Origin of the sequence: Nocardia xishanensis NBRC 101358 (genome assembly GCF_001613365.1) — a bacterium.
Taxonomy (GTDB): Bacteria; Actinomycetota; Actinomycetes; order Mycobacteriales; family Mycobacteriaceae; genus Nocardia; species Nocardia xishanensis.
This window is the reverse complement of the sequence record NZ_BDCF01000043.1, coordinates 1-24,112: the sequence shown is the minus strand read 5'-3', so window position 1 is coordinate 24,112 and position 24,112 is coordinate 1. Positions and strand designations below refer to the sequence as shown.

20 protein-coding genes are annotated in these 24,112 nt (G+C 69.4%); 9 read left to right on the top strand and 11 right to left on the bottom strand.

Annotated features, from left to right (window positions below; genetic code table 11):
- Positions 1–203: 203 nt before the first annotated feature.
- Positions 204–2,243: a CocE/NonD family hydrolase gene (locus NX1_RS26405; protein ID WP_068064672.1), complete on the top strand. Its 2,040-nt coding sequence runs from the start codon at positions 204–206 to the stop codon at positions 2,241–2,243.
- A 79-nt stretch (positions 2,244–2,322) separates the two neighbouring features.
- Positions 2,323–2,967 carry a TetR/AcrR family transcriptional regulator gene (locus tag NX1_RS26400; RefSeq protein WP_068064669.1) on the top strand — a complete coding sequence of 215 codons (645 nt, stop codon included), beginning with the start codon at positions 2,323–2,325 and terminating at the stop codon, positions 2,965–2,967.
- A gap of 155 nt (positions 2,968–3,122) precedes the next feature.
- Here NX1_RS26400 and NX1_RS26395 read toward each other — a convergent pair whose 3' ends face one another.
- Positions 3,123–4,751 carry a hypothetical protein gene (locus tag NX1_RS26395; RefSeq protein ID WP_068064666.1) on the bottom strand — a complete coding sequence of 543 codons (1,629 nt, stop codon included), beginning with the start codon at positions 4,749–4,751 and terminating at the stop codon, positions 3,123–3,125.
- Positions 4,748–5,077: a type VII secretion target gene (locus NX1_RS26390; protein WP_068064663.1), complete on the bottom strand. Its 330-nt coding sequence runs from the start codon at positions 5,075–5,077 to the stop codon at positions 4,748–4,750. The genes NX1_RS26395 and NX1_RS26390 overlap by 4 nt, the downstream gene beginning before the upstream one ends.
- A gap of 244 nt (positions 5,078–5,321) precedes the next feature.
- Between NX1_RS26390 and NX1_RS26385 the strand changes: the two genes are divergently transcribed.
- The 5 genes from NX1_RS26385 to NX1_RS26365 all read left to right on the top strand — a co-directional run bounded on the left by NX1_RS26385 (position 5,322) and on the right by NX1_RS26365 (position 11,842).
- Positions 5,322–6,326 carry an NAD-dependent epimerase/dehydratase family protein gene (locus NX1_RS26385; RefSeq protein ID WP_068064660.1) on the top strand — a complete coding sequence of 335 codons (1,005 nt, stop codon included), beginning with the start codon at positions 5,322–5,324 and terminating at the stop codon, positions 6,324–6,326.
- A 31-nt stretch (positions 6,327–6,357) separates the two neighbouring features.
- A complete protein-coding gene (locus tag NX1_RS26380; protein WP_068064657.1) occupies positions 6,358–7,422 on the top strand; it encodes an Rv2578c family radical SAM protein in 1,065 nt (354 codons plus the stop codon).
- A gap of 125 nt (positions 7,423–7,547) precedes the next feature.
- Positions 7,548–9,512 carry a 2-oxoacid:acceptor oxidoreductase subunit alpha gene (locus NX1_RS26375; RefSeq protein ID WP_068064654.1) on the top strand — a complete coding sequence of 655 codons (1,965 nt, stop codon included), beginning with the start codon at positions 7,548–7,550 and terminating at the stop codon, positions 9,510–9,512.
- On the top strand, positions 9,509–10,588 hold the full coding sequence (locus tag NX1_RS26370; protein ID WP_068064652.1) for a 2-oxoacid:ferredoxin oxidoreductase subunit beta: 1,080 nt from the start codon (positions 9,509–9,511) through the stop codon (positions 10,586–10,588). Before NX1_RS26375 ends, NX1_RS26370 begins: the two co-directional genes overlap by 4 nt.
- A gap of 102 nt (positions 10,589–10,690) precedes the next feature.
- On the top strand, positions 10,691–11,842 hold the full coding sequence (locus NX1_RS26365) for an FIST signal transduction protein (RefSeq protein WP_068064649.1): 1,152 nt from the start codon (positions 10,691–10,693) through the stop codon (positions 11,840–11,842).
- A 142-nt stretch (positions 11,843–11,984) separates the two neighbouring features.
- Here NX1_RS26365 and NX1_RS26360 read toward each other — a convergent pair whose 3' ends face one another.
- The 3 genes from NX1_RS26360 to hisS form a co-directional block, all read right to left on the bottom strand.
- Entirely contained in the window at positions 11,985–12,992 is a 1,008-nt protein-coding gene (locus tag NX1_RS26360; protein ID WP_068064646.1) for a malate dehydrogenase, read from the bottom strand.
- A 154-nt stretch (positions 12,993–13,146) separates the two neighbouring features.
- The gene (locus tag NX1_RS26355; RefSeq protein ID WP_084501773.1) at positions 13,147–13,794 is read right to left on the bottom strand and encodes a hypothetical protein; all 648 of its coding nucleotides are present in this window, start codon (positions 13,792–13,794) and stop codon (positions 13,147–13,149) included.
- A gap of 124 nt (positions 13,795–13,918) precedes the next feature.
- Complete coding sequence (gene hisS, locus NX1_RS26350) at positions 13,919–15,199, bottom strand: histidine--tRNA ligase (protein ID WP_068064643.1); 1,281 nt, start codon at positions 15,197–15,199, stop codon at positions 13,919–13,921.
- Positions 15,200–15,338: 139 nt separating this feature from the next.
- On the opposite strand from hisS, the gene NX1_RS26345 reads away from it, so the two are divergent.
- Positions 15,339–16,205 (top strand): peptidylprolyl isomerase, encoded by an 867-nt coding sequence (locus NX1_RS26345; RefSeq protein WP_068064640.1) that lies wholly within the window; start codon positions 15,339–15,341, stop codon positions 16,203–16,205.
- A gap of 401 nt (positions 16,206–16,606) precedes the next feature.
- Positions 16,607–17,161 carry a hypothetical protein gene (locus tag NX1_RS26340; protein WP_068064637.1) on the top strand — a complete coding sequence of 185 codons (555 nt, stop codon included), beginning with the start codon at positions 16,607–16,609 and terminating at the stop codon, positions 17,159–17,161.
- Positions 17,162–17,223: 62 nt separating this feature from the next.
- Here the strand turns inward: NX1_RS26340 and NX1_RS26335 are convergent, their stop codons facing one another.
- The 6 genes from NX1_RS26335 to NX1_RS37035 form a co-directional block, all read right to left on the bottom strand.
- On the bottom strand, positions 17,224–17,607 hold the full coding sequence (locus NX1_RS26335) for a DUF4913 domain-containing protein (protein WP_245668691.1): 384 nt from the start codon (positions 17,605–17,607) through the stop codon (positions 17,224–17,226).
- Between the two features lie 55 nt (positions 17,608–17,662).
- Positions 17,663–19,504, bottom strand: coding sequence for a type IV secretory system conjugative DNA transfer family protein (locus NX1_RS26330; protein WP_068064634.1), 1,842 nt, complete (start codon positions 19,502–19,504; stop codon positions 17,663–17,665).
- Between the two features lie 41 nt (positions 19,505–19,545).
- A complete protein-coding gene (locus NX1_RS26325; protein ID WP_245668690.1) occupies positions 19,546–20,052 on the bottom strand; it encodes a hypothetical protein in 507 nt (168 codons plus the stop codon).
- 122 nt (positions 20,053–20,174) lie between these two features.
- Positions 20,175–21,845 carry a peptidoglycan DD-metalloendopeptidase family protein gene (locus NX1_RS26320; protein ID WP_068064756.1) on the bottom strand — a complete coding sequence of 557 codons (1,671 nt, stop codon included), beginning with the start codon at positions 21,843–21,845 and terminating at the stop codon, positions 20,175–20,177.
- A 55-nt stretch (positions 21,846–21,900) separates the two neighbouring features.
- A complete protein-coding gene (locus tag NX1_RS26315; protein WP_068064631.1) occupies positions 21,901–22,209 on the bottom strand; it encodes a transposase in 309 nt (102 codons plus the stop codon).
- 79 nt (positions 22,210–22,288) lie between these two features.
- Positions 22,289–24,112, bottom strand: a 1,824-nt coding sequence (locus NX1_RS37035; RefSeq protein ID WP_068064628.1) for a putative type IV secretion/conjugal transfer ATPase, incomplete at its 5' end; no start/stop codon positions are given.

Here is a 24,112-nt window from a genome sequence, read left to right as displayed (position 1 = left end):
GACCGGTGAACCACCGTATGTAGCCGGCGACCGAGTGTCACTGCACCGTCGGGAGAACATTCCCGCCAGACCTTGTTCGAGAAGACGAACCGGCGCGACGCGATGTGAACCCGGTCATGGTGGCGCGGAATCGTGGCGTAGGTTACCGTTGCGTCACTTACGGGAACGAAGTAGTTCCTCATTGTGGGAGGGTTTGGCAAGTCATGATCAGACGTCGGGGTCCGATCGCTGTGGCGGCCGCAGCGCTGTCCGCGTTCCTGGTGATGGCCGGTGGGGCGGTGTCCGCGCCTCCGGCCGAGTCGACGCCGGCGAGCGCGGGGCTCGACGCCCAGTTCATCGCCACACACAATGCGCCGCCGCAATATCCGCACGTCTTCATCGAATGGGACGTGCCGATCACCATGAGCGACGGCACGGTGCTGAAGGCGAACGTCTACCACCCCGCCGATGCGACCGGCCAGCCGATCCAGGAGCCGACGCCGACCGTCGTCAGCCTGACGCCCTACACGAAACTCGTCGCGAACCTAGCGGATTCCGCACTGGCGATTCCCGGGCTGGCCGACCCGTTGATGCAGGTGCTGCGCAATCTGGACTTCTCGGCGTTCGGGATGGGCGGGCTCAGTGATCTGATGCGAGCCCTGCCCGGCGGCGCGGCCCGCACCTTCGGCGTCGACCGCAAGCTGATCCAGAGCGGTTACACCCAGGTCGTCGTAGACGTGCGCGGAACCGGTTTCTCCCAAGGCATTTGGCAGGTCTTCGGCGATCGCGAACAGCAAGACGGCGCCGAGGTGGTGGACTGGGCGGCGAACCAGCCGTGGTCCAACGGACGGATCGGCATGAGCGGCATCTCCTACTCCGCCGTCAACCAGTTGCAGACCGCCGAGCGCAGACCCGCCGCGCTGCAGGCGATCTTCCCGATCGTGCCGGGCAGCGACCTCATCCGCGACGTCGCGGCGCCCGGTGGCGCACTCGGCATCGGTTTCATCCCCGAATGGCTGCTCGCGGTCAACGCCTCGAAGTTGCTTCCCGACGTGGTCTCGATGCTGAGCGGCCGGTTCGACTGGACGTGGCTGGCCGACCGTATCCGCGATCCGTTCACCTTCTTCAACGTCGTCATCGCGGCGCTGGTCACGCCGAGCATCGACCAGATCCCGCCGGAGATGCTGGCGGTGCTCGACGACGAGAGCCCGCTGCGGACCGCGTGGGTCGGACATCCGGAGCGGATCCAGACGCCGACCTTCATCTACGGCGGCTGGCACGACATCTTCACCTACTCCTCACCGCGGGTGTACAACGCCATCGACGTCGCCGACAGCCAGAAGAAGCTGGTGATGGGCAACACCTACCACGTCACCACCGGCGCGGGTATGGGCGACCCGGGCGCGCCGCCGTCCCTGGACGTCCTGCAACGCGCGTGGTTCGACAAGTGGCTCAAGGGAATCGACAACGGCATCGACGGCTACGACCAGGTGACGTCGTGGCAGCAGGGCGGTGGATGGAGCGCAAGCCCGTCCTTCCCGCGCCCGGGGATGGAGTACCGGCGGTTGTACCTGAACGCGGTACCGTCGGGCACCGCGCCGACCGCCGCGGGCGACGGCTCGCTGAGCACGGCGCCGGGCGGACCCGCACGGATGACGATCGCGCCAGGCCTCGCCACCCTGTGCTCGCGCGATGCCGCGCACGGAACGGCGGGCATCGTCTCGGCATTGGACATCTGCGCCGAAGACGCGCGGATCAGCGAGGTGAACGCGCTGACCTTCACGACGGCGCCGGTGAACCAGCCGACCCAGATCTCCGGTCCGCTCGCCGTTCACCTGAACACCGTCCTCGACGCCACGGACGGCTACTGGACCGTGACCGTGAACGATGTCGCGCCGGACGGGCACTCGACGGTGTGGACCACCGGCCAGCGCACCGCCTCCCTCCGCGCCGTCGACGAGGCCGCCTCCACCCGCTCCCCCAACGGCGACTACACCGATCCGTACCCGATCCTCACCCTGGCGAGCCGGGAGCCCGTCGTCCCCGGCGAGCCGACCGTGCTCGATATCGGGCTCTTCGCCACGGACGGCGTGCTCCAGCCGGGACATCGGCTCCGCATCGACGTCTTCGCGGGGAACTTCCCCAGCAGCATCCCGCTGCGCCCGCTGCTGAACGAGAGCGGCCTGCGGCCACAGCATCTCGTCTTCGACCCCGAACAACCCAGCTGGGTCAACATCCCGGTCGAGGGCGATCCCGGCTGGTGAGCCGAACGTGACGGCCCTCCGGCGAGCCCTGCGCTCGGCGTGGCTTGTCTCACACCGACGGCGGTGCCACCATGGTGGCGTGACCGTCTCCGAGTTCGGCGTCCCCGGCCGCAAATACCGGGGCGCCGGGCCCGAACAGCGTCAACAGCAGCGTCGCGCCCGGCTCGTCGACGCGGCGATCGAGGAATTCGGCACGCGCGGCTACCGCAACACCACCATCGACGCCGTCTGTGCGCGAGCAGGCGTGGGCAAGCGCTACGTCTACGAATCGTTCGACGGCAGTGAGGGTTTGCTGCTCGCCGCGTACACCGTCGCCACCGATCGGCTGCGCGGGTACATCGTCGACGGAGCCGCCGCGCACCCCGGCACCATCGGAACTGTCGTACACGGCGCGTTGACCGGCTTCTTCCGCGGCATCGCCGAAGACCCGAGGATCGCGCGGATCGTGTTCTTCGAAATACTCGGCATCAGCCCTGCGGTAGACGCGGACTATCGCAGGGTGACCGGATCTTTCGTCGATACCTTCCTGGAACTGGCCACCCCGATGATCGACATCGAATCCGTGCCGCACCCGCGCCTGCGCACCATCGCCACCGGCTTGGTCGGCGCCGTCCTCATGATCGCCCAGCATTGGGTGCTCGGCGACTTCCGCCAACCCCTCGACGACGTCGTCGACAGCGCCCACACGGTAGTGACCTCGGTACTGGAGGGCTTGGGCCGATAACCCAGCAACCTCCACATCCGCCACGCCCGCACACTCACCCACCGGTCGGAGCCGGGCATACGAGGGGCCTACCTTCGGCGGGAAGCGCGACTTCGGCACGGCGCCCTCCCCCGGACCTCGGGAGAGGGCGCCGTCGCGAGATCCGTTGCGGAACCCTAGAACTGATCCTGCTCGTAATCCGAGCTGAGCAGTTCGTCGGTGTGCGTCGCACCGATGACGTCCGGTGTCGATTCGCCGAGCGGGCCGGTCAGATCGTCGTTGCCGGTGCGGCTCTGGTACGGCTGCACATTGCGCGAGTGCTCGTCGTCGCCTTGGCGGGCGCCCGCCGCGGCCGGCGAGCCGCCCATGAACGAGCTGCCGGTCCCCGCGGGCGTCGTCGCCGCGCCGAGGCCGGTCGGCAGTGTCGCGCCCGGCATGCCGATGGGGCGGACGGCGGGGACCGCCGCTCCGGGCAGGCCCGGAATACTCGGCAGTCCGGAGGAACCCGGCCCCGGGCCGCCGGGGCCGGGGCCACCGGGACGACCCAGCGGACCGAGCAGACCGCCCGGCGAGCCCGGCGTGCCCGCGGTGCCGGTGCTGTTGAGCGACGACGGGATCGTCGAGGTCGACGTGTTGAGACCGCCGCTCGGGCTGCTGCTGCTCGCCGCCTGCGTCGCTGCGTCCTGCGCCTGCGACAACAGGGGTTCGCCGATGTTCTGCGCGGCCGCCTGCGCCACTTCTTGCGCCGAGGGCAAACCGCTCTGGCCGAGCAACTGCGCGACGACGCCGTTCAGTTCGGCGGTCTTTCCCGCCAGATCGCCTCGGGTCAGGTTGACCACCGAGACGGCTTGCCCGAGGTGCTCGGTCGCGCTGGCGATCAGCGCGGCCTGTCCGGGCGGGGTGAGGATCACCGGCGCCATCGCGGTCGCCTGGGTCGCGAAAGAGCCTGCGATACCGAGCAATTGGGCGTTGCCCTGCTGCACGACGGCCGCCGCCCGCTGGGTGAGCTCGGAGATGTCGAAACCGCGCTGACTGGCCTCCTGCCCCTGCTGGTTGGCCTGTTGGCCCGCGGCCTGCGCCTGGCGCGACGCCTGCCCCTCCCAGAGCTGCTCGACGGTGGCCAGGCTGCCCTTGCCGATCTGCATCGCCGTCTCGATGATCTGGGACGACTGGTTCAGGATCGCGGTCGGGTCGAGCGCGCCGAAGATGCCGGTGCCGAAGCTGCTGAGCAGGTCGAGAATTGGTTTGAACAGCAGGTCGACGCCGGGCAATGCCGGGATCTGCAACCCGTTCATCAACGCGCCGATCGGGTCGGCGGGCAGCTCGGGCAGCGTGGGCAGCTGCGGTGTCGCCGCCGCGGCGGACGTGGCGGCGGCGGACGGATTGCCGCCCAGCATGCCGCTCGCGCTGCCGAGCAGGCTGTTCGCGGCGTCCTGCACCTGTGCGGCGGCGTGGCTGATCGCGGTGTTCGCCCCGCCCAGCAGGCTTTCCACGTCCGTGGGCAGCCCGCTGAGGATGTCGTGAGCCTCCGGCGCGGGCGCACCGTTCAGGCCGGGCAGTCCCGGAGGCGTCGCGCCGAGCGCGGGCGCGTCTTCACTCACCTTGCGCGACAATACGAATTCCGGCGGTTCGATGGCCGGGATGTCCTGGGGCAACTGCGGCAGTGGCAGATCGATGAGCGCCTGATCCGTCGGAATCGACGGGGGGACAGCATGATTCGCACCGGCTGCGGCGTGGCCGAGCGAGTCCGCGGCGGGCTCGCTCGGCGCGATGAGGCCCGTCGGCGAGGGATCCAGCGGCTTCATGCCCCGCCTCCGATCTCGCCGGCCTGCATATTGATCGCACCGGCGTTGCCGCCGTCGGTGGCCTCGAAGAGCGAGGCGGCGTTGAACGCCTTGTACGAGAGGTCGGCGTACTTGGCCGACAGATCGTTGATGTCCTTGGCCTGCAGTACTTGCGCCGCGGCGAAGCTCAGCAGATAGTCGGCGCCGATCATGCCGAACACCGGCGTCATCGCGGCCAGCTGACCCACGAGGTCCGTATTGGCCGCCGCGGAGATTTGTCCGGCGATCCCGGCGTTCTCCGTGGCGAAAGCCCGGACCGCTTCGGTCTCGACCGAGAGATCACTCATCGAGTTGCCCCCCAAAATTCGTCGTGAACATCTGTGTCGTACACATCGTTGTCGAACGTCTACTCCCTGCCCGAAACGGCTGTGCCCCCGGACAGCTCGGGCCAAGACGGGCCGTCCGAACGGCGACGCCGCTGCGGTTGGGCTCAATATAGCGGACCCCACCGGCAACTTTCGATACCGTCGCCGCGACCGGACAGAACTGCAACGTGTTGCAAATTAGAACAAGTTCTATATTGTATCGGCCATGAAGGTCGCAGTGACCGGCGCAGCCGGCTACCTTGGCACGAATCTCCTCCGCCTGCTCGTCGATCAGGGACACGAGGTCACCGCGATCGACCGGGCGGTACCCGGGCAGGCCGCGCAACCGAACGTCACCTGGGTCGCGGGGAACGTCCTCGACCCCGCGTCGATGCGCGAGGCGCTGGCGGGCGCGGAGCTCGTGTACCACCTGGTCGCGGTGATCACCCTGGCCGAGAAGAACGATCTCGCCTGGAAGGTCAACACCGAGGGCGTGCGCGTCGTGGCCGAGGCCGCGCTGGAGGTCGGCGCGCGCCGGATGGTGCACGCCAGCTCCATCCACGCGTTCAACCAATACAGCTGCGGCGGCCGCATCGACGAACGCACGGTCCGCTCCACCGGCCCCGCGCTCCCGGTCTACGACCGCTCCAAGTGGGCGGGCGAGATCGAGCTGCGCAAAGTCGTCGACAAAGGCCTGGACGCCGTGCTCTGCAACCCGACAGGCGTGTTCGGGCCCGTCGACTACAGCACTCCCCTCTCCCGGATCAATCTCGCGCTGCGGGAAGCCGCCCAGGGCAGGGTGCCCGCGATGATCGGCGGCAGCTTCGACCTCGTCGACGTCCGCGACGTGGCGCATGGCCTGATCCTGGCCGGCGAAAAGGGCCGGACCGGCGAGAACTACCTGCTCGGCGGATCGATGATCTCGATGCTCGACCTGTGCCGGATGGCGGCGGCGCACGGCGGCAAGAAGGGGCCGAAGTTCACCATCTCACCGAAGCTGGTCGGCAGCCTGATCCCGGTGCTCGCGCCGATCGGGAAGCTGCTCGGCACCGACATGCTGTCCAAGGCCGCGCTCGGCGCGCTGGTCTCGGCGCCGATGGTCGACCACGGCAAGGCGGAACGGGAGCTCGGTTACCGGCCGCGCCCGATCGACGACACCGTGCGCGACCTGGTCGCGTTCTTCGCCGACGCGGCCGCGTTCGACGCGACCGAGACCCGACGGATCGCTTGACACATCCTAGAACACATGTTCGACTGAATGGGTGCGGTGGCAGAACCAGACCCTGGACGCCGACGACGGCGCACTGCCCGGCCTGAGCCGGGCGGGGTTCGTCCGCACCGTACAGACCCCGGAATTCGAGGGCATCACGTTCCACGAAGTGCTCTGCAAGAGCGCGCTGAACAAGATGCCCACACCGGGGACGGCAGCCGGCGGAGCCGGCGGGGTGGGTAAGCCCAGTTCCACCTTGCCCTTCCAGTGGACGATCAACCCGATGCGGGGTTGCTCGCACGCCTGCCGATACTGCTTCGCCCGCCCGACCCACGAATATCTGGACCTGGACGCTGGCCGCGATTTCGACGCGCAGATCGTGGTGAAGACCAATATCGCCGCGGTGCTGCGCAAGGAACTCGGCAGGCGGTCCTGGCAGCGGGATCCGGTGGCGCTCGGCACCAACACCGACCCCTACCAGCGCGCCGAGGGCCGATACCGGTTGATGCCGGGCATCATTCGCGCGCTGACCGATTCCGGCACGCCGTTCTCCATCCTCACCAAGGGCACCCTGCTGCGCCGGGACCTGCCGCTGCTGACGCTGGCCGCCCGCGAGGTGCCGGTGAGCGTGGCCGTCTCCATCGCCATCCTGGACCAGGAGCTGCACGGCGGCCTGGAATCCGGGACGCCGTCGCCGCGCGCCCGGCTCGACATGGTCCGCGCGCTGACCGACGCGGGCTTCGCGGTGCACGTGATGGTGGCGCCGGTGATCCCCTACCTGACCGACGGCCGCGCGCACCTCGACGAATTGTTCGGCGCGATCGCTGCGGCGGGCGCGACCTCGGCCGTCGCCTTCCCGATGCACCTGCGCGGCAGCACCCGCGGCTGGTTCCTCGGATGGCTGGCCGAGACGCACCCGGCCCTGCTGCGCCGATACCGCCAGCTGTACGGCCGCGGCGCCTACGTCACTCCCGAGTACGCGACCTGGCTGCGCGAGCGGGTCGCGCCGCTGCTCGGGCGGCACGGGCTGACCAGGGACGGCGGGGCCACCGCCGCACCGGCGCGGACCGCGGAGCCGGGGGATGCCGTGGACACCCAGCTCGCGCTGTTCGCCTGACCGAGCGCTCCCGACCTCGGAAAACGAATCCCGAGCGGACTGCGCGCTTCAGCGGCGATACCCGGTCCCGGCGGAGTAGGTTGGCCACTGGCACCTCTCACTCGACGAGGAAGTGAAGCAGGCAGATGGTTTCGCACCAAAACGATGTCGGCACAGCCAAACTGGAAAAGGTCGTCATTCGGTTCGCCGGGGACTCCGGCGACGGAATGCAGCTGACCGGCGACCGCTTCACCCACGAAGCGGCCGCGTTCGGCAACGATCTGGCCACCCAGCCCAATTTTCCCGCCGAGATCCGCGCGCCGCAGGGCACCCTCCCCGGCGTCTCGTCCTTCCAGATCCAGATCGCCGACTACGACATCCTCACCGCGGGCGACCAGCCCGACGTGCTGGTGGCGATGAATCCGGCAGCGCTGAAGGCGAACATCGAGGATCTCCCGCGCGGGGCCACCGTCATCGTGAACACCGACGAGTTCACCAAGCGCGCCCTGGCCAAGGTCGGTTACGCCACCGATCCGCTGCAGGACGGCTCGCTCACCGATTTCGTGGTGCACGAGGTGCCGATGACCTCGCTGACGCTGGCGGCCACCGAACCCGCCGCGGTCGGCAAGAAGGACGGCCAGCGCGCGAAGAACATGTTCGCGCTGGGTCTGCTGTCCTGGATGTACGGCAGGCCGATCGGCGGCACCGAACGCTTCCTGCGCGAGAAGTTCGCCGGCAAACCGGACATCGCCGAGGCCAACGTGCTGGCCTTCCGCGCGGGCTGGAACTACGGCGAGACCACCGAGGCCTTCGCCACCACCTACGAGATCGCGCCCGCCACGCTGGCGCCGGGCACCTACCGCCAGATCACCGGCAACACCGCGCTGGCCTACGGGCTGGTCACGGCGGGGCAGCTGGCCGGGCTGCCGGTCTTCCTCGGCACCTACCCGATCACCCCCGCCTCCGACATCCTGCACGAGCTGAGCAAGCACAAGCACTTCGGCGTCACCACCTTCCAGGCAGAGGACGAGATCGCCGGCATCGGCGCGGCGCTCGGCGCCTCGCTGGGCGGCGCGCTCGGCGTGACCAGCACCTCGGGGCCGGGGCTCGCGCTGAAGAGCGAGACGATCGGGTTGGCGGTGATGACCGAGCTACCGCTGGTGATCGTCGATGTGCAGCGCGGCGGCCCGTCCACGGGGCTGCCGACCAAGACAGAGCAGGCGGATCTGCTGCAGGCGCTGCACGGCCGCAACGGCGAATCCCCGGTGGCGGTGCTCGCGCCCCGCTCCCCCGCCGACTGCTTCGCCACCGCCGTGGAGGCGGCAAGGATGGCACTCACCTATCGCACACCGGTGCTGCTGCTCTCCGACGGCGCGATCGCGAACGGCTCTGAGCCGTGGGCGATTCCGGACGTCGCCGAGCTGGCGCCCATCGACCCCGCCTTCGAGCCGGACGCCGAGGACGAGGCCGGATTCCAGCCCTACGCCCGCGATCCGGAGACGCTGGCCCGCCCGTTGGCGGTGCCGGGCACCAAAGGCCGCGCGCACCGGATCGGCGGTTTGGAGAAAGCCGACGGAAGCGGCAACATCTCCTACGACCCCGCCAATCACGAGCTGATGGTCCGGCTGCGGCAGGCCAAGATCGACGGCATCGCCGTCCCCCGGCTCGAGGTCGACGACCCCGACGGACGCGCCGAGCTGCTGCTGATCGGCTGGGGCAGCTCCTTCGGGCCGATCGGCGAGGCTTGCCGCCGCGCCCGACGCCGTGGCGTCCCCGTCGCCCAGGCGCACCTGCGGCACCTGAATCCGTTGCCGCCCAACCTCGGTGCGGTGCTGCGCCGCTATCGGACCGTGGTCGCCCCGGAGATGAACGGCGGTCAGCTGGCCATGCTGCTGCGCGCGAAATACCTGGTGGACGTGCGGCCGTGGACGAAGATCGCGGGCACCGCCTTCTCGGCGCAGGAACTCGTCGGCGTCATCGACGCCGCGCTGGACGGCTCCCTGGAGGACATGGAGCAGGACAAGACATTCGCCGCCCGCGCGCGGGCCACCTATCGAACACAGCACACACGGCGCCCGGCCGCGGCCGACCGGATCGGGGGAAACCGATGACCATCGTCGAAACCTCGCTCGTCGGAACGGATCTCGGGCTCACCGGTGTATCAGGGGTGCCCGCCGCGGAGGGACCGCAGAAGGTCAAGGACTTCACCTCCGACCAGGAGGTGCGCTGGTGCCCCGGCTGCGGCGACTACGTCATCCTGGCGACCGTGCGCGGGTTCCTCGCCGAACTCGGATTGCGCAGGGAGAACCTGATGTTCGTGTCCGGGATCGGCTGCTCGAGCCGGTTCCCGTACTACCTGGAGGCCTACGGCATCCATTCCATCCACGGCCGCGCGCCCGCCATCGCCACCGGACTTGCGGTGACGCGTCCCGATTTGTCGGTCTGGGTGGTCACCGGCGACGGCGACGCCCTCTCCATCGGCGGCAACCACCTGATCCACGCGTTGCGCCGCAACGTGAACATGACCATCCTGCTGTTCAACAACCGCATCTACGGGCTGACCAAGGGCCAGTACTCGCCGACCTCGGAGCAGGGCAAGATCACCAAATCCACCCCCATGGGCTCGGTCGACCACCCGTTCAACACGCTCTCGCTCGCGCTGGGCGCCGAGGCCACCTTCGCCGCCCGCGCCATCGACTCCGACCGCGCCGGTCTCACCGAGGTGCTGCGCGCCGCCGCCGAACACCGCGGGACGTCCTTCGTCGAGATCCTGCAGGACTGCCCGATCTTCAACGACGGCTCTTTCGACGTGCTCCGCCGCGGCGACGCCGAGTCTCGGCTCGTCCCGCTGCACCACGGACAGCCGCTGCGCTTCGGCGCCGACGGCGAATACGCCGTCGTGCAAAGCGGATTCGGGCTGCGGGTGGCCCACACCGCCGAGGTCGCCGAGTCGGACATCGTCGTCCACGACGCCTACTCCGACGACCCGGAATACGCCTACGCGCTCTCCCGCCTGTCCGACCAGGACCTGGGCCACGTGGTCACCGGCATCTTCCGCAGCGTCACCCGCCCCACCTACGACGACGGCGTCCGCGCCCAGAACCGCGCCGCCGCGGACCGTGATCCCCTCACCCCCGACTCCCTGCAAACCCTCCTCACCGGCCCGGAAACCTGGACCGTCGGCTGACCTCGCATCGCCGCCCCACGCCTCGCAGCGGCTGTATCGCCTGCGAGGCGTGCGGTCGTTCTGTGAGGTGTTCGCGCGATCAGCGCGCCCTACGATGGATATGTGCAGATCGCGGTCGGACTCTCCACCGCGCCTGACTCGCGGCACGCCGGCGTGGAAGCGGCCACGCGTGCGCGCGACCAACTGGCGGGTGCGTCTCCCTCGCTCGCGGTGCTCCTCGCGTCGCGAGGGCACGCGAACGCGGCGTCGGCCGTGCTCGAGGGTGTCCATCAGGCGGTCCGGGTGCCCGCGCTCATCGGATGCGTGGCACGCGGGGTCCTGGCCGGGCGGCGCGAGCTGGAGGACCAGTCCGCGGTCGCAGTGTGGCTGGCCGCCGGTCCGCGCGCGGAGACGTTCCGATTGGATTTCGTCCGCACGGCCGCCGGAGGGCTGCTCGCCGGCCACCGTTTCGACCGAGCGTCGCACGACTTCCACCTGTTGCTGTCCGACCCTTTCACGTTCCCGACGGAAGCGCTGCTCGAGCACCTGAACACCGACAAGCCCGGCACCATGGTGATGGGCGGGCTGGCGAGCGGCGGCCCCGGGCCCGGCGAGAGCAGGCTTTTCTGCGACGAGGAGGTCGTAGTCGCCGGCGCGGTCGGCGTGCGTCTTCCCGGACTGCGCAGTGTGCCGGTCGTGTCACAGGGGTGCCGCCCGATCGGACAGCCGTACATCGTCACCGAGGGGCGTGGCGCCTTGATCACCCGGCTCGGCGGCCGGTCACCGATCGAGCGGTTGCGCGAGATCTTCGACGTGCTCCCGCCCGATCAGCAGGAGTTGGTGGCGCAGGGTGTGCAGATCGGCATCGTGGTCGACGAACACCTAGACACCCCCGAGCAGGGCGATTTCCTGATCCGCGGGCTGCTCGGCGCCGATCCGGCGAGTGGCGCGATCGAAATCGGCGAGGAAGTCGAGATCGGCACGACCGTGCAGTTCCAGGTCCGTGACGCGGTCGGGGCCGACCGGGATCTGCGCGCGGCCGTCGCGAAGGCGCGATCGGCGCTGCACGGCCGCCCAGCAGGGGCCCTGCTGTTCACCTGCAACGGACGCGGTACGCGCATGTTCGGGGTCGCGGATCACGACACCACCACCATCGAGGACGTGCTCGGCGACATTCCGCTCGCGGGCTTCTTCGCCGCGGGCGAGATCGGCCCCATCGCGGGCCGCAACGCGCTGCACGGATTCACCGCGTCCCTGGCACTCTTCGGCGAATAACCGTCGACATCCGGGTCCCCCTCCTGGCTGACCTCGCAGCGCCTCCGCACCCCTCGCAGCGCGTGTGTCCCCTGCGAGGCGTGCGATGGGTCTGCGAGGCACTGGGGCGGTCGGCGCGGCGCGGGCGCGGTGACCGGGGTGGTCAGGCGCGCTTGGCGAAGCCGAGGTCGATGACGGCGTCGCGTTCCTGGTCGAGTTCGGTGACGCTCGCGGTGACGCGGGCTCGGGAGAAGTCGTCCAGGGCGAGGTCGGGGACGACGGTGTATGCGCCGTCGGCGCAGGTGACCGGGAACGAGCTGATCAGCCCTTCGGGGACGCCGTAGGAGCCGTCGGACGGGACCGCCATGGACGTCCAGTCGCCCGCCGGGGTGCCGAGCACCCAGTCGTGAATGTGGTCGATGGCGGCGCTGGCCGCACTGGCGGCCGAGGACGCGCCGCGGGCCCGGATGATCGCGGTGCCGCGCTGCTGCACGGTGGGGACGAAGTCCTCGCGCAGCCACGCGTCGTCGACGAGGTCGAGGGCGGGGCGGCCCGCGATGGTGGCGTGCGTGATGTCGGGGTACTGGGTGGCGGAGTGGTTGCCCCAGATCGTGACGCGGGCGATGTCGGCGGCAGGCGCGCCGGTCTTCTTGGCCAGCTGGGCGATGGCCCGGTTGTGGTCGAGGCGGGTCATCGCGGTGAAGCGCTCGGCGGGCACGTCGGGGGCGTTGCTCATGGCGATGTAGGCGTTGGTGTTGGCGGGGTTGCCCACCACGAGCACCTTCACGTCGTCGGCCGCGCTGGCGTTGATGGCCTGGCCTTGCTCGGTGAAGATCGGTCCGTTGGCGGCGAGCAGATCGGACCGCTCCATGCCCGCCGTGCGCGGGCGCGCGCCGACCAGCAGCGCGACGTTGGCGCCGTCGAAACCGACCCACGGATCGTCGCTGATGTCGATGGATTCCAGCAGCGGGAACGCGCCGTCCTCGAGCTCCATAGCCACACCCTCCAGGGAGGCGACCGCGGCGGGAATCTCGAGCAGTCGCAACCGCACCGGCGTCTCCGGTCCGAGCATCGCGCCGGAGGCGATGCGGAACAGCAGGCCGTAGGCGATCTGCCCGGCTCCACCGGTCACGGCAACGGTCACGGGCGCGTTCCGAGCGGCGGTGCTCACGGGAACTCCTTGCGTTGGACGGACACTCAGGCCCAACCCTACTCAGCCTCACGGTGGCCAGAACCCACCCGTGAGCAACGCCTCACGTCCCTACACGGCGCATGCACGACCGACAGACGGGTGCCAGTGTGGCGCGTGTACGGGAGGTGTGGGATCAGCCGAGTTCGGCGACTTCGCGGTCGCTGAGGACGACGGGAGACACGTAGTCCTTTGCGCGGGCCAGCTGGACCGCGCGGTAGAGGGGGCGCTCCTCCAGGCCCGCGTCGCGGGCTTCCGCGCGGAGCTGGTGCACCAGGAGCGCCGAGACCGCGACCGCGGCGGCCAGGTGGCTCGCCGCGAGGGCGTCGGCGAGCTTGCGCAGCCCGAGCAGGTGCAGTTCCCGTCCGCTGCCCGCGTCGGTGTACATGGCGAGCGGGATCAGCTGGACGTCCGGCCCGGCGGTGACGCGCAACGCGATGCGGCTCAGCCGCGCCGGGAAGACCAGGATCTCCACGCCGGTGGCCGCCGAGAGCTCGAGCTTGCGCTCGCCGAAGACCCGACGGGCGTGGACCGTGGTGCCCGTCACCCACATGCGGCGGCGGCGCAGCGCCAAGGCGTAGCCGACGGTGGGCAGCCCGACGACGAGGCCGACGGCGACGGCGATCGGCCAATCGACGACGGTCGCCGCCAGCAGCGCCGCGCCGATCCCCACACCGGCCGCCGCCACCGCCAGCCGCCGCAGCATCGGCGCGTACATCTCGGGGGCGACGAGATCGAGTCCGACCGGCGGAACAGGTTCGGGCTGATCGGGATTCGCGTCCACTCTCCACCTCTCCGCAGGCTCACCGCAGCGGCGGTGCGCAGTCACGGTACCGCGCGCGACCACGCGGGGCGCGATGCCGGGCGGAGCACCGGACTTTCGTCCTCGCGCCCCGCCCGCCGGTCGGTCAGCGCCCGGCGATCAGCGCCTCGCGCAGGACGCCGACGATCTCGCTGAGCGGCACGTGCCGCTGCTCGCCGGTCGCCATGTCCTTCACCGCGATGCTGTTCTCGGCCAGGTCGCGGTCGCCGAGCACCACGGTGAACTTCGCGCCCGAGCGGTCGGCCGCCTTCATAGCGCCCTTCACGCCGCGCCCGCCGTAGGCCAGGTCGACGCGGATGCCCGCACCGCGCAGCTGCGCCGCGAGCACCACGAGGCGCTGCTTGGCCGCATCGCCCAGCGGCACACCGAACACATCGCAGCGGGACGGCACGGCGGCCGTCTTGCCCTCGGCCTCCAGCGCGAGCACGGTGCGGTCGACGCCGAGACCGAACCCGATACCGGAAAGCGGCTGACCGCCGAGCTCGGCCATCAGGCCGTCGTAGCGCCCGCCGCCGCCGATGCCGGACTGCGCGCCCAGCTGGTCGTGCACGAACTCGAAGGTGGTCTTGGTGTAGTAGTCCAGACCGCGCACCATCCGCGGGTTCAGCACGTACGGCACCCCGAGCGCGTCGAGGTGTCCGAGCACCTGCTCGAAGTGCGTCTTGGCGGACTCGGAGAGGTGGTCGATCATCAGCGGGGCGTCGGCGGTCAGCTCGCGCACCTCGGGCCGCTTGTCGTCGAGCACGCGCAGCGGGTTGATTTGCGCCCTGCGCTTGGTCTCCTCGTCCAGCGGCAGGCCGAGCAGGAAGTCCTGCAACAGCTCCCGATACTGCGGACGGCAGGTCTCGTCGCCGAGCGAGGTGATCTCCAGCCGGAAACCGTCGAGGCCGAGACTGCGGTAGCCCGCGTCGGCGATCGCGATGACCTCGGCGTCCAGCGCCGGATCGTCCACGCCGATTGCCTCGACGCCGACCTGCTGCAACTGCCGGTAGCGACCGGCTTGCGGACGCTCGTAGCGGAAGAACGGCCCCGCGTAGCACAGCTTCAGCGGCAGCTGGCTGCTCTTGTCCAGGCCGTGCTCGATGACGGCGCGCATCACGCCGGCCGTGCCCTCCGGGCGCAAGGTGAAGCTCTCGCCCTTGCGATCGGCGAAGGTCCACATCTCCTTGCTGACCACGTCGGTGGACTCGCCGACACCGCGCGCGAACAGCGCGGTCTGCTCGAACACCGGCAGCTCGATGTGCCCGTACCCGGCCAGTCGGGCCGCATGGACGAGGCCGTCGCGCACGGCGACGAACTCGGCGGAGCCGGGCGGCACGTAATCCGGTACCCCCCTCGGGGCGGAGAAGCTGCTGGTCTTGGTCACGATGGTCCAGTTTCCACCACTACCGGCCCTCGAGTCCAACCGATTGACCTCCGACCCGTCCGGGGAACTGCCGGGCGGTCTCAGGAAGAGATGGCACACTCTTACCTCGGAAGCAAGCCGACACGGGAGGAACGTGGTAGTGCCGAGCAACGAACAGCGACGAGCAGCGGCCAAACGCAAGCTCGAGCGCCAATTGGCCAACCGGGCCGAACGCGCGCGCCGACGCAAGCAACTGACCATCGCGGGGTCCGTGCTCGGTGTGGTCGTGGCGATCGCGGCTGTGACCGGCGTCTACTTCTTGACCAAGGGTGAGGACGACCAGAACACGGCCTCCGAGACGAAAGACGCGTCGCTGTCCGCGGCGCCGCCCGCCGCGAAGGCGAAGCCCGAGCTGGTCAACTGCACCTACCGAGACGGCGCGAAGCCCGCGGACAAGCCGGTGCAGAAGCCGACCAAATCGGAGGGCATCCCGACCACCGGCGGCGACGCCAAGGTCAGCGTGAGCATGGAGACCAACCAGGGTCCGATCGGCCTGACCCTGAACAACGCCGAGTCGCCCTGCACGGTCAACAGCTTCGTGAGCCTGGCCAGCCAGAACTTCTTCGACGGCACCGACTGCCACCGGATGACCGCGGACGAGACGCTCAAGGTGCTCCAGTGCGGCGACCCGACCGGCACCGGAATGGGCGGTCCCGGTTACGAATTCGACAACGAGTACCCGACCGATCAGTACGGCCAGGGCGATCCGGGCTCCCAGATGCCGATCGACTACAAGCGCGGCACGCTGGCCATGGCCAACGCGGGCCCCGGCACCAACGGCAGCCAGTTCTTCATCGTCTACGGCAACTCCCAACTGCCGCCGCAGTACACCATTTTCGGCACGGTGGACGAGAACAGCATGGCGACCCTGGACAAGATCGCGAAGGCCGGACAGGACAACTCCAACGGCCCAGGCGACGGCAAGCCCACCTCGCCGGTGACCATCCAGTCGGTTCGCCTGGACTGAATCGTCGGCAACTTCTTCGGGCCCGGCGCCGCAGACGGCGACCGGGCCCGAAGTCTGCGACCCAGGGTAGGCGAGCCTAAATATCCGATGGCGCAGCACTTGTGTCGAAGATCGTCCTGCGCTTCTCGGTACGTGCCGTAATTGTGCGATATATGCTGTTACCGGCACGTCCGTACGGTTGTGCCACGCGTTTCTCGGGTAATCTCGAAAGATGGAGTTCGCGTAGCGTAGCCATCCCTAATGGGCGATCCCCAGCCACCAGGGGGGCGACGCAACCCGAACTCCTGGTGTTCACGTTTGCAGGCGGGGCGCCGACCGGGCGAACTTCGGTTCGCGTGGCGGTGTCCGTGACGAAGCACCACAATCATCCATAGTGATCACTGCAGCATCGGGGAGCAGCCATGTCCGAGGAACTGGACGACATCGGCCGGGAAACCGCGGCCATGATAAAGAGTATGTTGCAGCTGGCGACCCTGGTCGCACTGCGCACCCGTGAGCGTGGTCAGAAGGAAGCCGAGGCGCGCGCCAAGATCACCGAGGCCCGCATGAAAGAGGCTCGTGAACTCCAGATCCGGGAGGCTCGCGACTCCAAGGCCAAGGATCCGCGCAACCTCGAGCTCGCGCGCATGGTGGAGAAAGCGGCTCCGGCCAAGGGCATTTCACTGGAGAAGGATCGTTTCTCCGCGCAGGCCGAGGCCACCCGCATGGCGGCCACCGCGTCCGCCGCGAATCAGTCTGTCGTTCGGTACGATTCGGCCGAACGACGGATGGCGATCGCGGCCCACCTCTCGCGGATCGGCGTCGCACCGGAATTGGCGGCGGTCCGCATGCTCATCGAGGTAGGCCAGGGCCAGCCACCGGAAGAGGCCATCCGCGCCCGCACCGAGGAGAACCGCGCCGTCCCGGCCCGTGGCAGGGAACCGGAGGCGCGCGGCCTCGAACGCGCCAGGCAGTGACCGCGCGAAAAACCTGGAACACCAAGAACGCCCGCTGATTTCAGCGGGCGTTCTGGTATCCGCTACACCCGGAAGTCGCCGACCGTCGGATCGCCGAACATCCCCTGCGCGGGGGACTTCAGCGGTAGCGGGCTCAGCATGTCCTTGTGCCCGTTGCGCACACTGCAGTACTTGAACGGCCCGCGCGGATCGAACAACTTGGTCATGTGCGGATCGGCGTGGTCGAGGAACCAGATGCTCAGCCCGGTGCTCGGTTCCAAGCGGTAGTGCTCCCAGGCGCGCCACAACGCGTCCAGTCGCGCCACCGCCTCGGCATGCTTCCACCACTCGGGGCACCACACCGTCTCACTGATGTCGGTCACCTGTCGCCGGTACACCAGGCTCAGGTAGTTCTCGACGAATTCGACGACGTTGGTGTAAATCATCTGCTGCTGCTGTTCCGTCACGACGCCACCTCCCTAGCGCTCGGCTCCATGCCTTCGGCTAGCTCGCTACGCGCGCTCACAGGGGGCGAACCTCCTCGACTTGCCCGTACTCGGGGGGCGGGGTGGACTTGGTCAGCGAGGGCGAGCCGATCAGGTCGGTGATCTCGGTCTTGCGTTGCGGATCGTGCTGCGCGATCGACTTCTTCACGTCCGAAGCGTACTCGCCCTCCCACCAGGGGACCGTGCGGATGAGCACCGCGGGCTGACCCGAGGTGAACACGATCGCACGGCCACGCGGCAGCGTCGCGAGCGCGTTGACGCTGAACGTCCTCGACGAACCAAGCGAACGCGAATAGCTCTTGCTGCCTTTGGATTCCGAGACGGAACCGGAGATCGAATCGTAGTCGCCGATCGCCTCGGAGCGGTCGCGCAGGAAGTTCATGTCGTCCACGCCGCTGCCGAGCACCTTGATGTTGGCCGCCGACCACAGCGCGAGCATGCCCGCGTCGCCCCAGCAGCGCGCGCCCTGCGCCCAGGACTGCAGCACCGTCATCACGACGATGCCGCGCGAACCGAAGTGGCTGTACTGCTTGGGCAGATCCTTCCAGCGCACCACGTTGGCGGCCTCGTCGAGGACGGCGAGCAGCGGGATGGGCAGGCGGCCGCCGCGCGAGCGGGACGCCTTGCGCATGGCCACGTCGATGACGGCCTCGGTCAGCGCGCTCACCAGCGGCGCGGCGGAGCCGCGTCCCTCCAGCGACAGGCAGTACAGCGTGCCGTTGCGCTCGATGAACTCGAGCTCGTCGAACTGCCTGCGCGGGTGGCCGCTGTCCGGGTCGGAGCCGGGCAGGATCCAGTCGTGCACGTTCGACAGCTGCAAGCAGCGCACCATCTTCTTGGCGGTGCCGAAAATGCCGCTCCTTGTCCGTGGATCGGCGTTGTACTGCATCGCGAGGCCCGAGGCCATGTAGTGGTGACGAGCGTTGCGCAGCAACTCGATCGGCTCGGTGTCGACCGGGTTGGTGACCCAGTCCCACACCTGCACGATCGGCCGCTGGCCGACCGCCGCGGCCAGGAACAGCGCGGCGAGCAGATCCTCGGCCTCGGGGTCGAAGAACTCGTCGGACTTGGATTCGGTGCCGTTGTCGGCGTCGGCGAAGTGGCCCGCCAGCCGCTGCGCCCGCATCTCACAGCCCTCGTGGCCCGCGTCGACCCAGTCCAGCGGATTCCAGTACCAGCTCGGGCTCTCGTCGGCCACGCCCTGCGGATCGAACACGAAGGTGGGGCTGCCCTTGGACTCTCGCACGTCGCGGGTCGCGTCGACGACGTCGCGCTTGTTCGAGGTGGACAGCACCGGGCCGATCGCGGAGAGAATCGCCGGGATCACCCTTGACGTCGACTTGCCCTGACGCGGACCCCAGATGTCAAGGTGCAGATCCTCGTAGGAGCCGTACAGCATGACGCCGTCGGCGACGCTGACGCCGATCGGCACGCCGGGGGCGTCGTCGTAGCCGAGGTTCATCCCGAGCTGTTCGGCCTTCTCCCGCACGCCCGCCTCGGTGAGCGCGCTGATCGCGCCGCCCGACCCCATGTGCTGGGCCTTCTCGTCCACCGGCAGCGCGCCTTTGGACTTGCGCTTGGTCATCTGCCTGCGCACCACCAGGTAGGCGACGGCGCTCAGCACCACGAGCAGAATGATCACCGTCGCGCCGGTCGGCCAGGTGTACTTGCCGCGCGCCATCCCGGCGACGATCTCGATCGGGTTGATCGGCAGGTTCTGCGGCTCGGCCGCCATCTGGTTGCCGAGATGCAGAGCCACCAGGAGCGTTCCGATCACCACGGCACCGGCGTAGACCGATAACAGGCCGAGATCGGGTCCGGGTATCGCCGGATCCGTCACCTTCTTCTTTTTTGCCATGTCCTGCCTCCTCGAATCCCCGTGCGGTGGAAAGCGTGTAATCAGCGGAACGCGTCGAGCCGCCAGCCGCCGGGCGTACGTACCACGGTGGCGATCACCGTCGCGGGCGGCAGCGATTCCTTGCGCCCGTTCGGGTAGACGACGGTCTGTTCGATGCCGATCTTGAATTGCGTGATGTCCGGATCGGGACCGGGCGGCGGCCGGTCGCCCGAGGCGAAGGTGAACGCCTCGACGGTGGCGTTCGCCTTGGCCCAGTCCGCCCATTGCAGCGAGGGCTTGGGCGTCTCGGTGATCGACGGCGACCCATCCAGCATCCGGATCAGGCTGGGGCCGAGCCACTTCCGCGCCCTCACCAAGGATTCGCCCGGACCCTCTCCCGCCGGTCGCCAGGTGTAGATCTCCCGCAGCGCCGTCACCGCGACGCCGTCGGGCGTCACCGGATCGGGGGCGGGCACCTGTTCGAGCAGCCGGGTGGTCGACGTGGCGGGCTGCGGCGCACCGGAACCCGATTCGCCGGTCTCGCCACGTCCGCAGGACGCGATTGTCATCGCCACGCTCATCAGCAGCATCACCACCAGTTTCGCGCGTGCAGTCGCTGTGTCTTTCAAGGCTAGCCGCCCGGACCGACACGGTGGTGGTCCGATCGGAACTCGCGCGGGCGCGTGTTCGCTCACAGCACCCTCCGCAGTCGTGCGTCGCCGGGTACCGCGACCTCGCTCACGCCGCCGCCCGACCGCGCGTCCGCACCGGGCACGGACTGGATCATCCGTCCGTCACCGGCGTAGATGCCTACTTGCGCCGGCCCCCGCGGACCGAAGGAACTGAACACCAGGTCTCCCGGCTGTGCCTTGCTCATAGGCACCTCGTAGCCCGCCTCCCACTGCTGTTCGGCCGTGCGCGGCAACGACACCGCACCGGAGGAAGCCGCGAAGACCGCGGCCGCGGTCAGGCCGGGGCCGTCCATGCCGCCGCCGCTGGGGCCTTGCGGCCCACCGCCGCCCCACACGTACGGGGTGCCGAGCCAGTCGTGCGCGGCCTCCAGGATCTGTGCGCCCGCACTGCCCTCCTGCGGGCTGAAGCGGCCCGTCGAGCCGGGCGCGCGATACTGCGGTTCCATCGCGAGGATGTTGGCCACGTAGGGCCTGGTCTCGGAGTAGTGCGCCGCATACTGATTCGGCATGCCGCCGGAGGCGAGCACCGCGCCCTCGCCCGCGTTGTAGGCGGCCAGCGTCAGCGCGGTGACATCCCCCTGGACGCGCCCCTCGGCCATCCATTGGGTGACCTTGCGGGCGATGGCACACATGTAGCGGCCCTGCCCGATGATCGCGTCGCCGTCGTCCCACACGCTCGCGACGCCGTTGCCGTCGGCGTCGATAACGTACGGCCTGCCGTCGTCGGGATCGATGGCGGCCGCCGTGCCAGGCAGGAACTGCGCCAGACCCTGCGCGCCCGCGGGCGACGTGGCGCCCCTGCGGAATCCGGACTCCTGCCTGCCCTGCGCGGCCAGCAGCGACGAGGTGATCTGCGGGCACAGCGAGCCCGCGCGGCGGTACCAGATCTCGAGTTCCGGCGGCACCTTGCCCGCGGCCAGCGCGCCGCCCGCGCTGCCGAAACCACGCTGGCAGCGCGGATCGGACGAATACCACTGCGCACCACCGAGATCCGGGGTCGGCGCGCCGTCGAGCCAGGGCAGCGGATCGATCTGGCGGCCGCCGGTGAAGCGCCCGCCGGGAACGATCTCGAAATGCAGGTGTGGTCCGCTGGATTCGCCCGCCGAGCCGACGGCGCCGATCTGCTGACCCGCGCGCACCGACTGCCCCACCCGTACCAGCACGCCGTGGTCCCACATGTGCCCGTACACAGCGGAATACGACCGGCCGTTGACGTCGACGGAGTCGACGACGATCCAGTTGCCGAAGCCGGAGGCCGGTCCGGCCGCGACCACCCGGCCGTCGGCGACCGAGAAGATCGGGGTGCCGTCGGTCGCCGCCATGTCGACGCCACGGTGCCCGCCGTTGCGAGAGCCGAAGACGTCCGAGATCGCGAAGGTGCCGACTGCCATCGGCAACGTACGGCGGATGGGGCCGACGCCTGCGGCCAGCGATGGCGTACCGGTGACGCTCGGATTCGAATGGGAGGCAGTGGGTTCACCGGAGGCCGCGGCAGCGGGCCGGTCACCGGGGGCGTAGCCGCCGAGCGGCGGCAGCGCCGTCTGCGAAGGACCGAGCACCGTGGCGTCCTCGCACGGATCCTCGACGGCGGGCAGTACCACGACGAGCACCAGGGCGATCAGTCCGACCACCGCGCCGAGGGCGGTCCACAAGACGCCGCGGGCGCTCACCACGCCCTCGCACGGGAAGGCGGCGGGTCGGTCGAATGCGACTCGGGGGAAATGGTCACGTGTGGCGTCGGGCTTCGTTGAGTGTGTCGGCGAGAGTGCGGTTCATTTCGGCGGCCGCCGCCAATTGTTGTTGCAGCAGAGCCACTTTGCGGCGCAGCGCGGTCGCGTCCATGCGTTCCAGGCCGGGGCCTTCCGCGGCGCGCACCCAATTACGCACCGAATTGGTGTGCACGCCGATCTGTTCGGCGACCACCCGGCACGCCTCGGATTCGCTGCGTAGTTTGCCGGTCAGCGCGATGACCTGCTCGACGGCGGCCTTGCGCACTTCCGGCGACACTCTGCGATACGCACGATGCGGCATCATGCGGCACTCCTTCCGCCGAACAACACCGCCCGTCCAGGCGCTCGGCCGATCCTTGTTGCTCCGCGTCCTGGACGGTATCTCATGCCGCGCTCCCGTTCGTGGATTCACCACCGCGCGCGGTGGATTCGTTGTCGGGGCCGCCGGTGAATTCACTGAACCGCTGGTTCGTGTCGTGGATCCCGCTTTCCTTCTCCGACAACGTGAATTCCATGTGAAACGGAATACCGGGACGCCGATCCTCACCGATCTTCAGCAGGAATTTACCCGTGCCCGGCGGGGAAGGGCGCTGCTGGCCCGGTTTCAGCGCCTCGCCGGTGAGCGCTTGCGGCGCCGACCATCCGGTCACCATATCCTCCTCGGCGGAGGTGAACGGAACTGTGCTGTCGAGCCGCTTGACCTCCTCGGCGGGCAGCGCGCCGAAGATCTTGGCGCGCGCGCGTTCCAGGAAGCCGAGCGCCTTGGCGATCGCGGCCTCCGATCCGAGCGCCTGCAGGTCCTTGATGGTGTGGCTGATCATGATCAGCGCGGTGGCCAGGCCGCGCTGCAGACGGGTCAGCTCGTCGACGCGGTCGACCATGAAGTCGCCGAGCCCGAGCACCTGCCACAGCTCGTCCATCACCACCTGGAAGTACCGCTGCGGACCGAGGCCTGCGTCGGCGAGCACGTGCGCGGCCTCCACCGAGGCGAAGCCGTCGGCCCAGCAGGCAAGCATCACAGCGGCTTTGAGCTTCTTGTCGCCGGTCGGGATGTGCGAGACATCGATGCAGACGGCGACCGCCTCGGTGTCGATCGGCACCGAGGTCTGGCCGTTGAAGATCGCGCCGAACGGGCCCTGGGTGAGCGCGCGCAGCGAACGGCGCAGCCCCTTGATCGCGACCTGGTATTCGGCGGGATCGTCGGCCCCCGCGTCGAGCTGGAGCTCCTCGCCGCCCGCCTGGATCACCTCGAGCAGGTTCTCCATGATCGGCGGCTGGTCCGGCGTGTAACCGCTGCCCGGCTGGAAGAGGATGCGCAGCGCGGTCGAGATGAGCGTCTCCTCGTAGTCGCGCACCCGCGCGCCGCGCACCAGCTCGACCAGACCCGCGATCAGCGTGACCTGCCTTGCCCGCATGTCTTGCAGCACTTGGAGTTGCAGCGCGGGGAACTCCTCCAGCTGCGGTACCACCGAGCCGAGCACACCGGCCGCCAAGGGATTCAGCTTGCCGTGGCCGTAGCCGAGGTCGATGACCTGGCCGCCGACCAGTTCCACCAGCTTGCGGTAGTCGGGCTTCACATCGGCCAGCACCAGCGGCGTGATGCCCTGCGCGATGCCGCCGAGCACGATCCGGCGCACCAGCGAGGACTTGCCGAAACCGTTGAGGCCCAGCACGAACAGGCTCGGGGCGGTGATGAAGCTGCCGCGCATGAACCAGTTCATCGGGTCGAAGCAGACCGGCGCGCCGGTGTGCAGGTGCGAGCCGAGCGGCGTGCCGATCAGCGGCGCGCCCGCGCCGACCGACCACGGCCACAGGCCTGCCACCTGGGCGGTCGTCGCGCGGTATTCGACCGGGCGGCCCACCACGTTCATCCGGCCGCCGCCGGGGCCCGCGTAGCCGCGGTCGGTGAGTTGGGCTGTGCTGCGGTCGAATCCGTCCTCGATGGTCTGTTCCGCGCGCGCTGCGTAGTTGCGGCGGCGGATGTCGTCGGTGCGGATGCGGAAGGTCGCCCACGCCGCGCGCAGGCCGGAGCCCTCCCGGCTGATCGCCTCCAGCCGCGCCCGGGTCGAGTCGTCGAGCAGCGGCGGGCCGGACTGTTTGCGCCTGTCCGCCTTGGCCTTCGCGCGCTGGGCGGCCTTGTCCACGCGCGGGGCGCCCATCGCGCGGTCGGCGGTGTAGTCGATCTTGGCGGGGCGCGGCGGGACGCG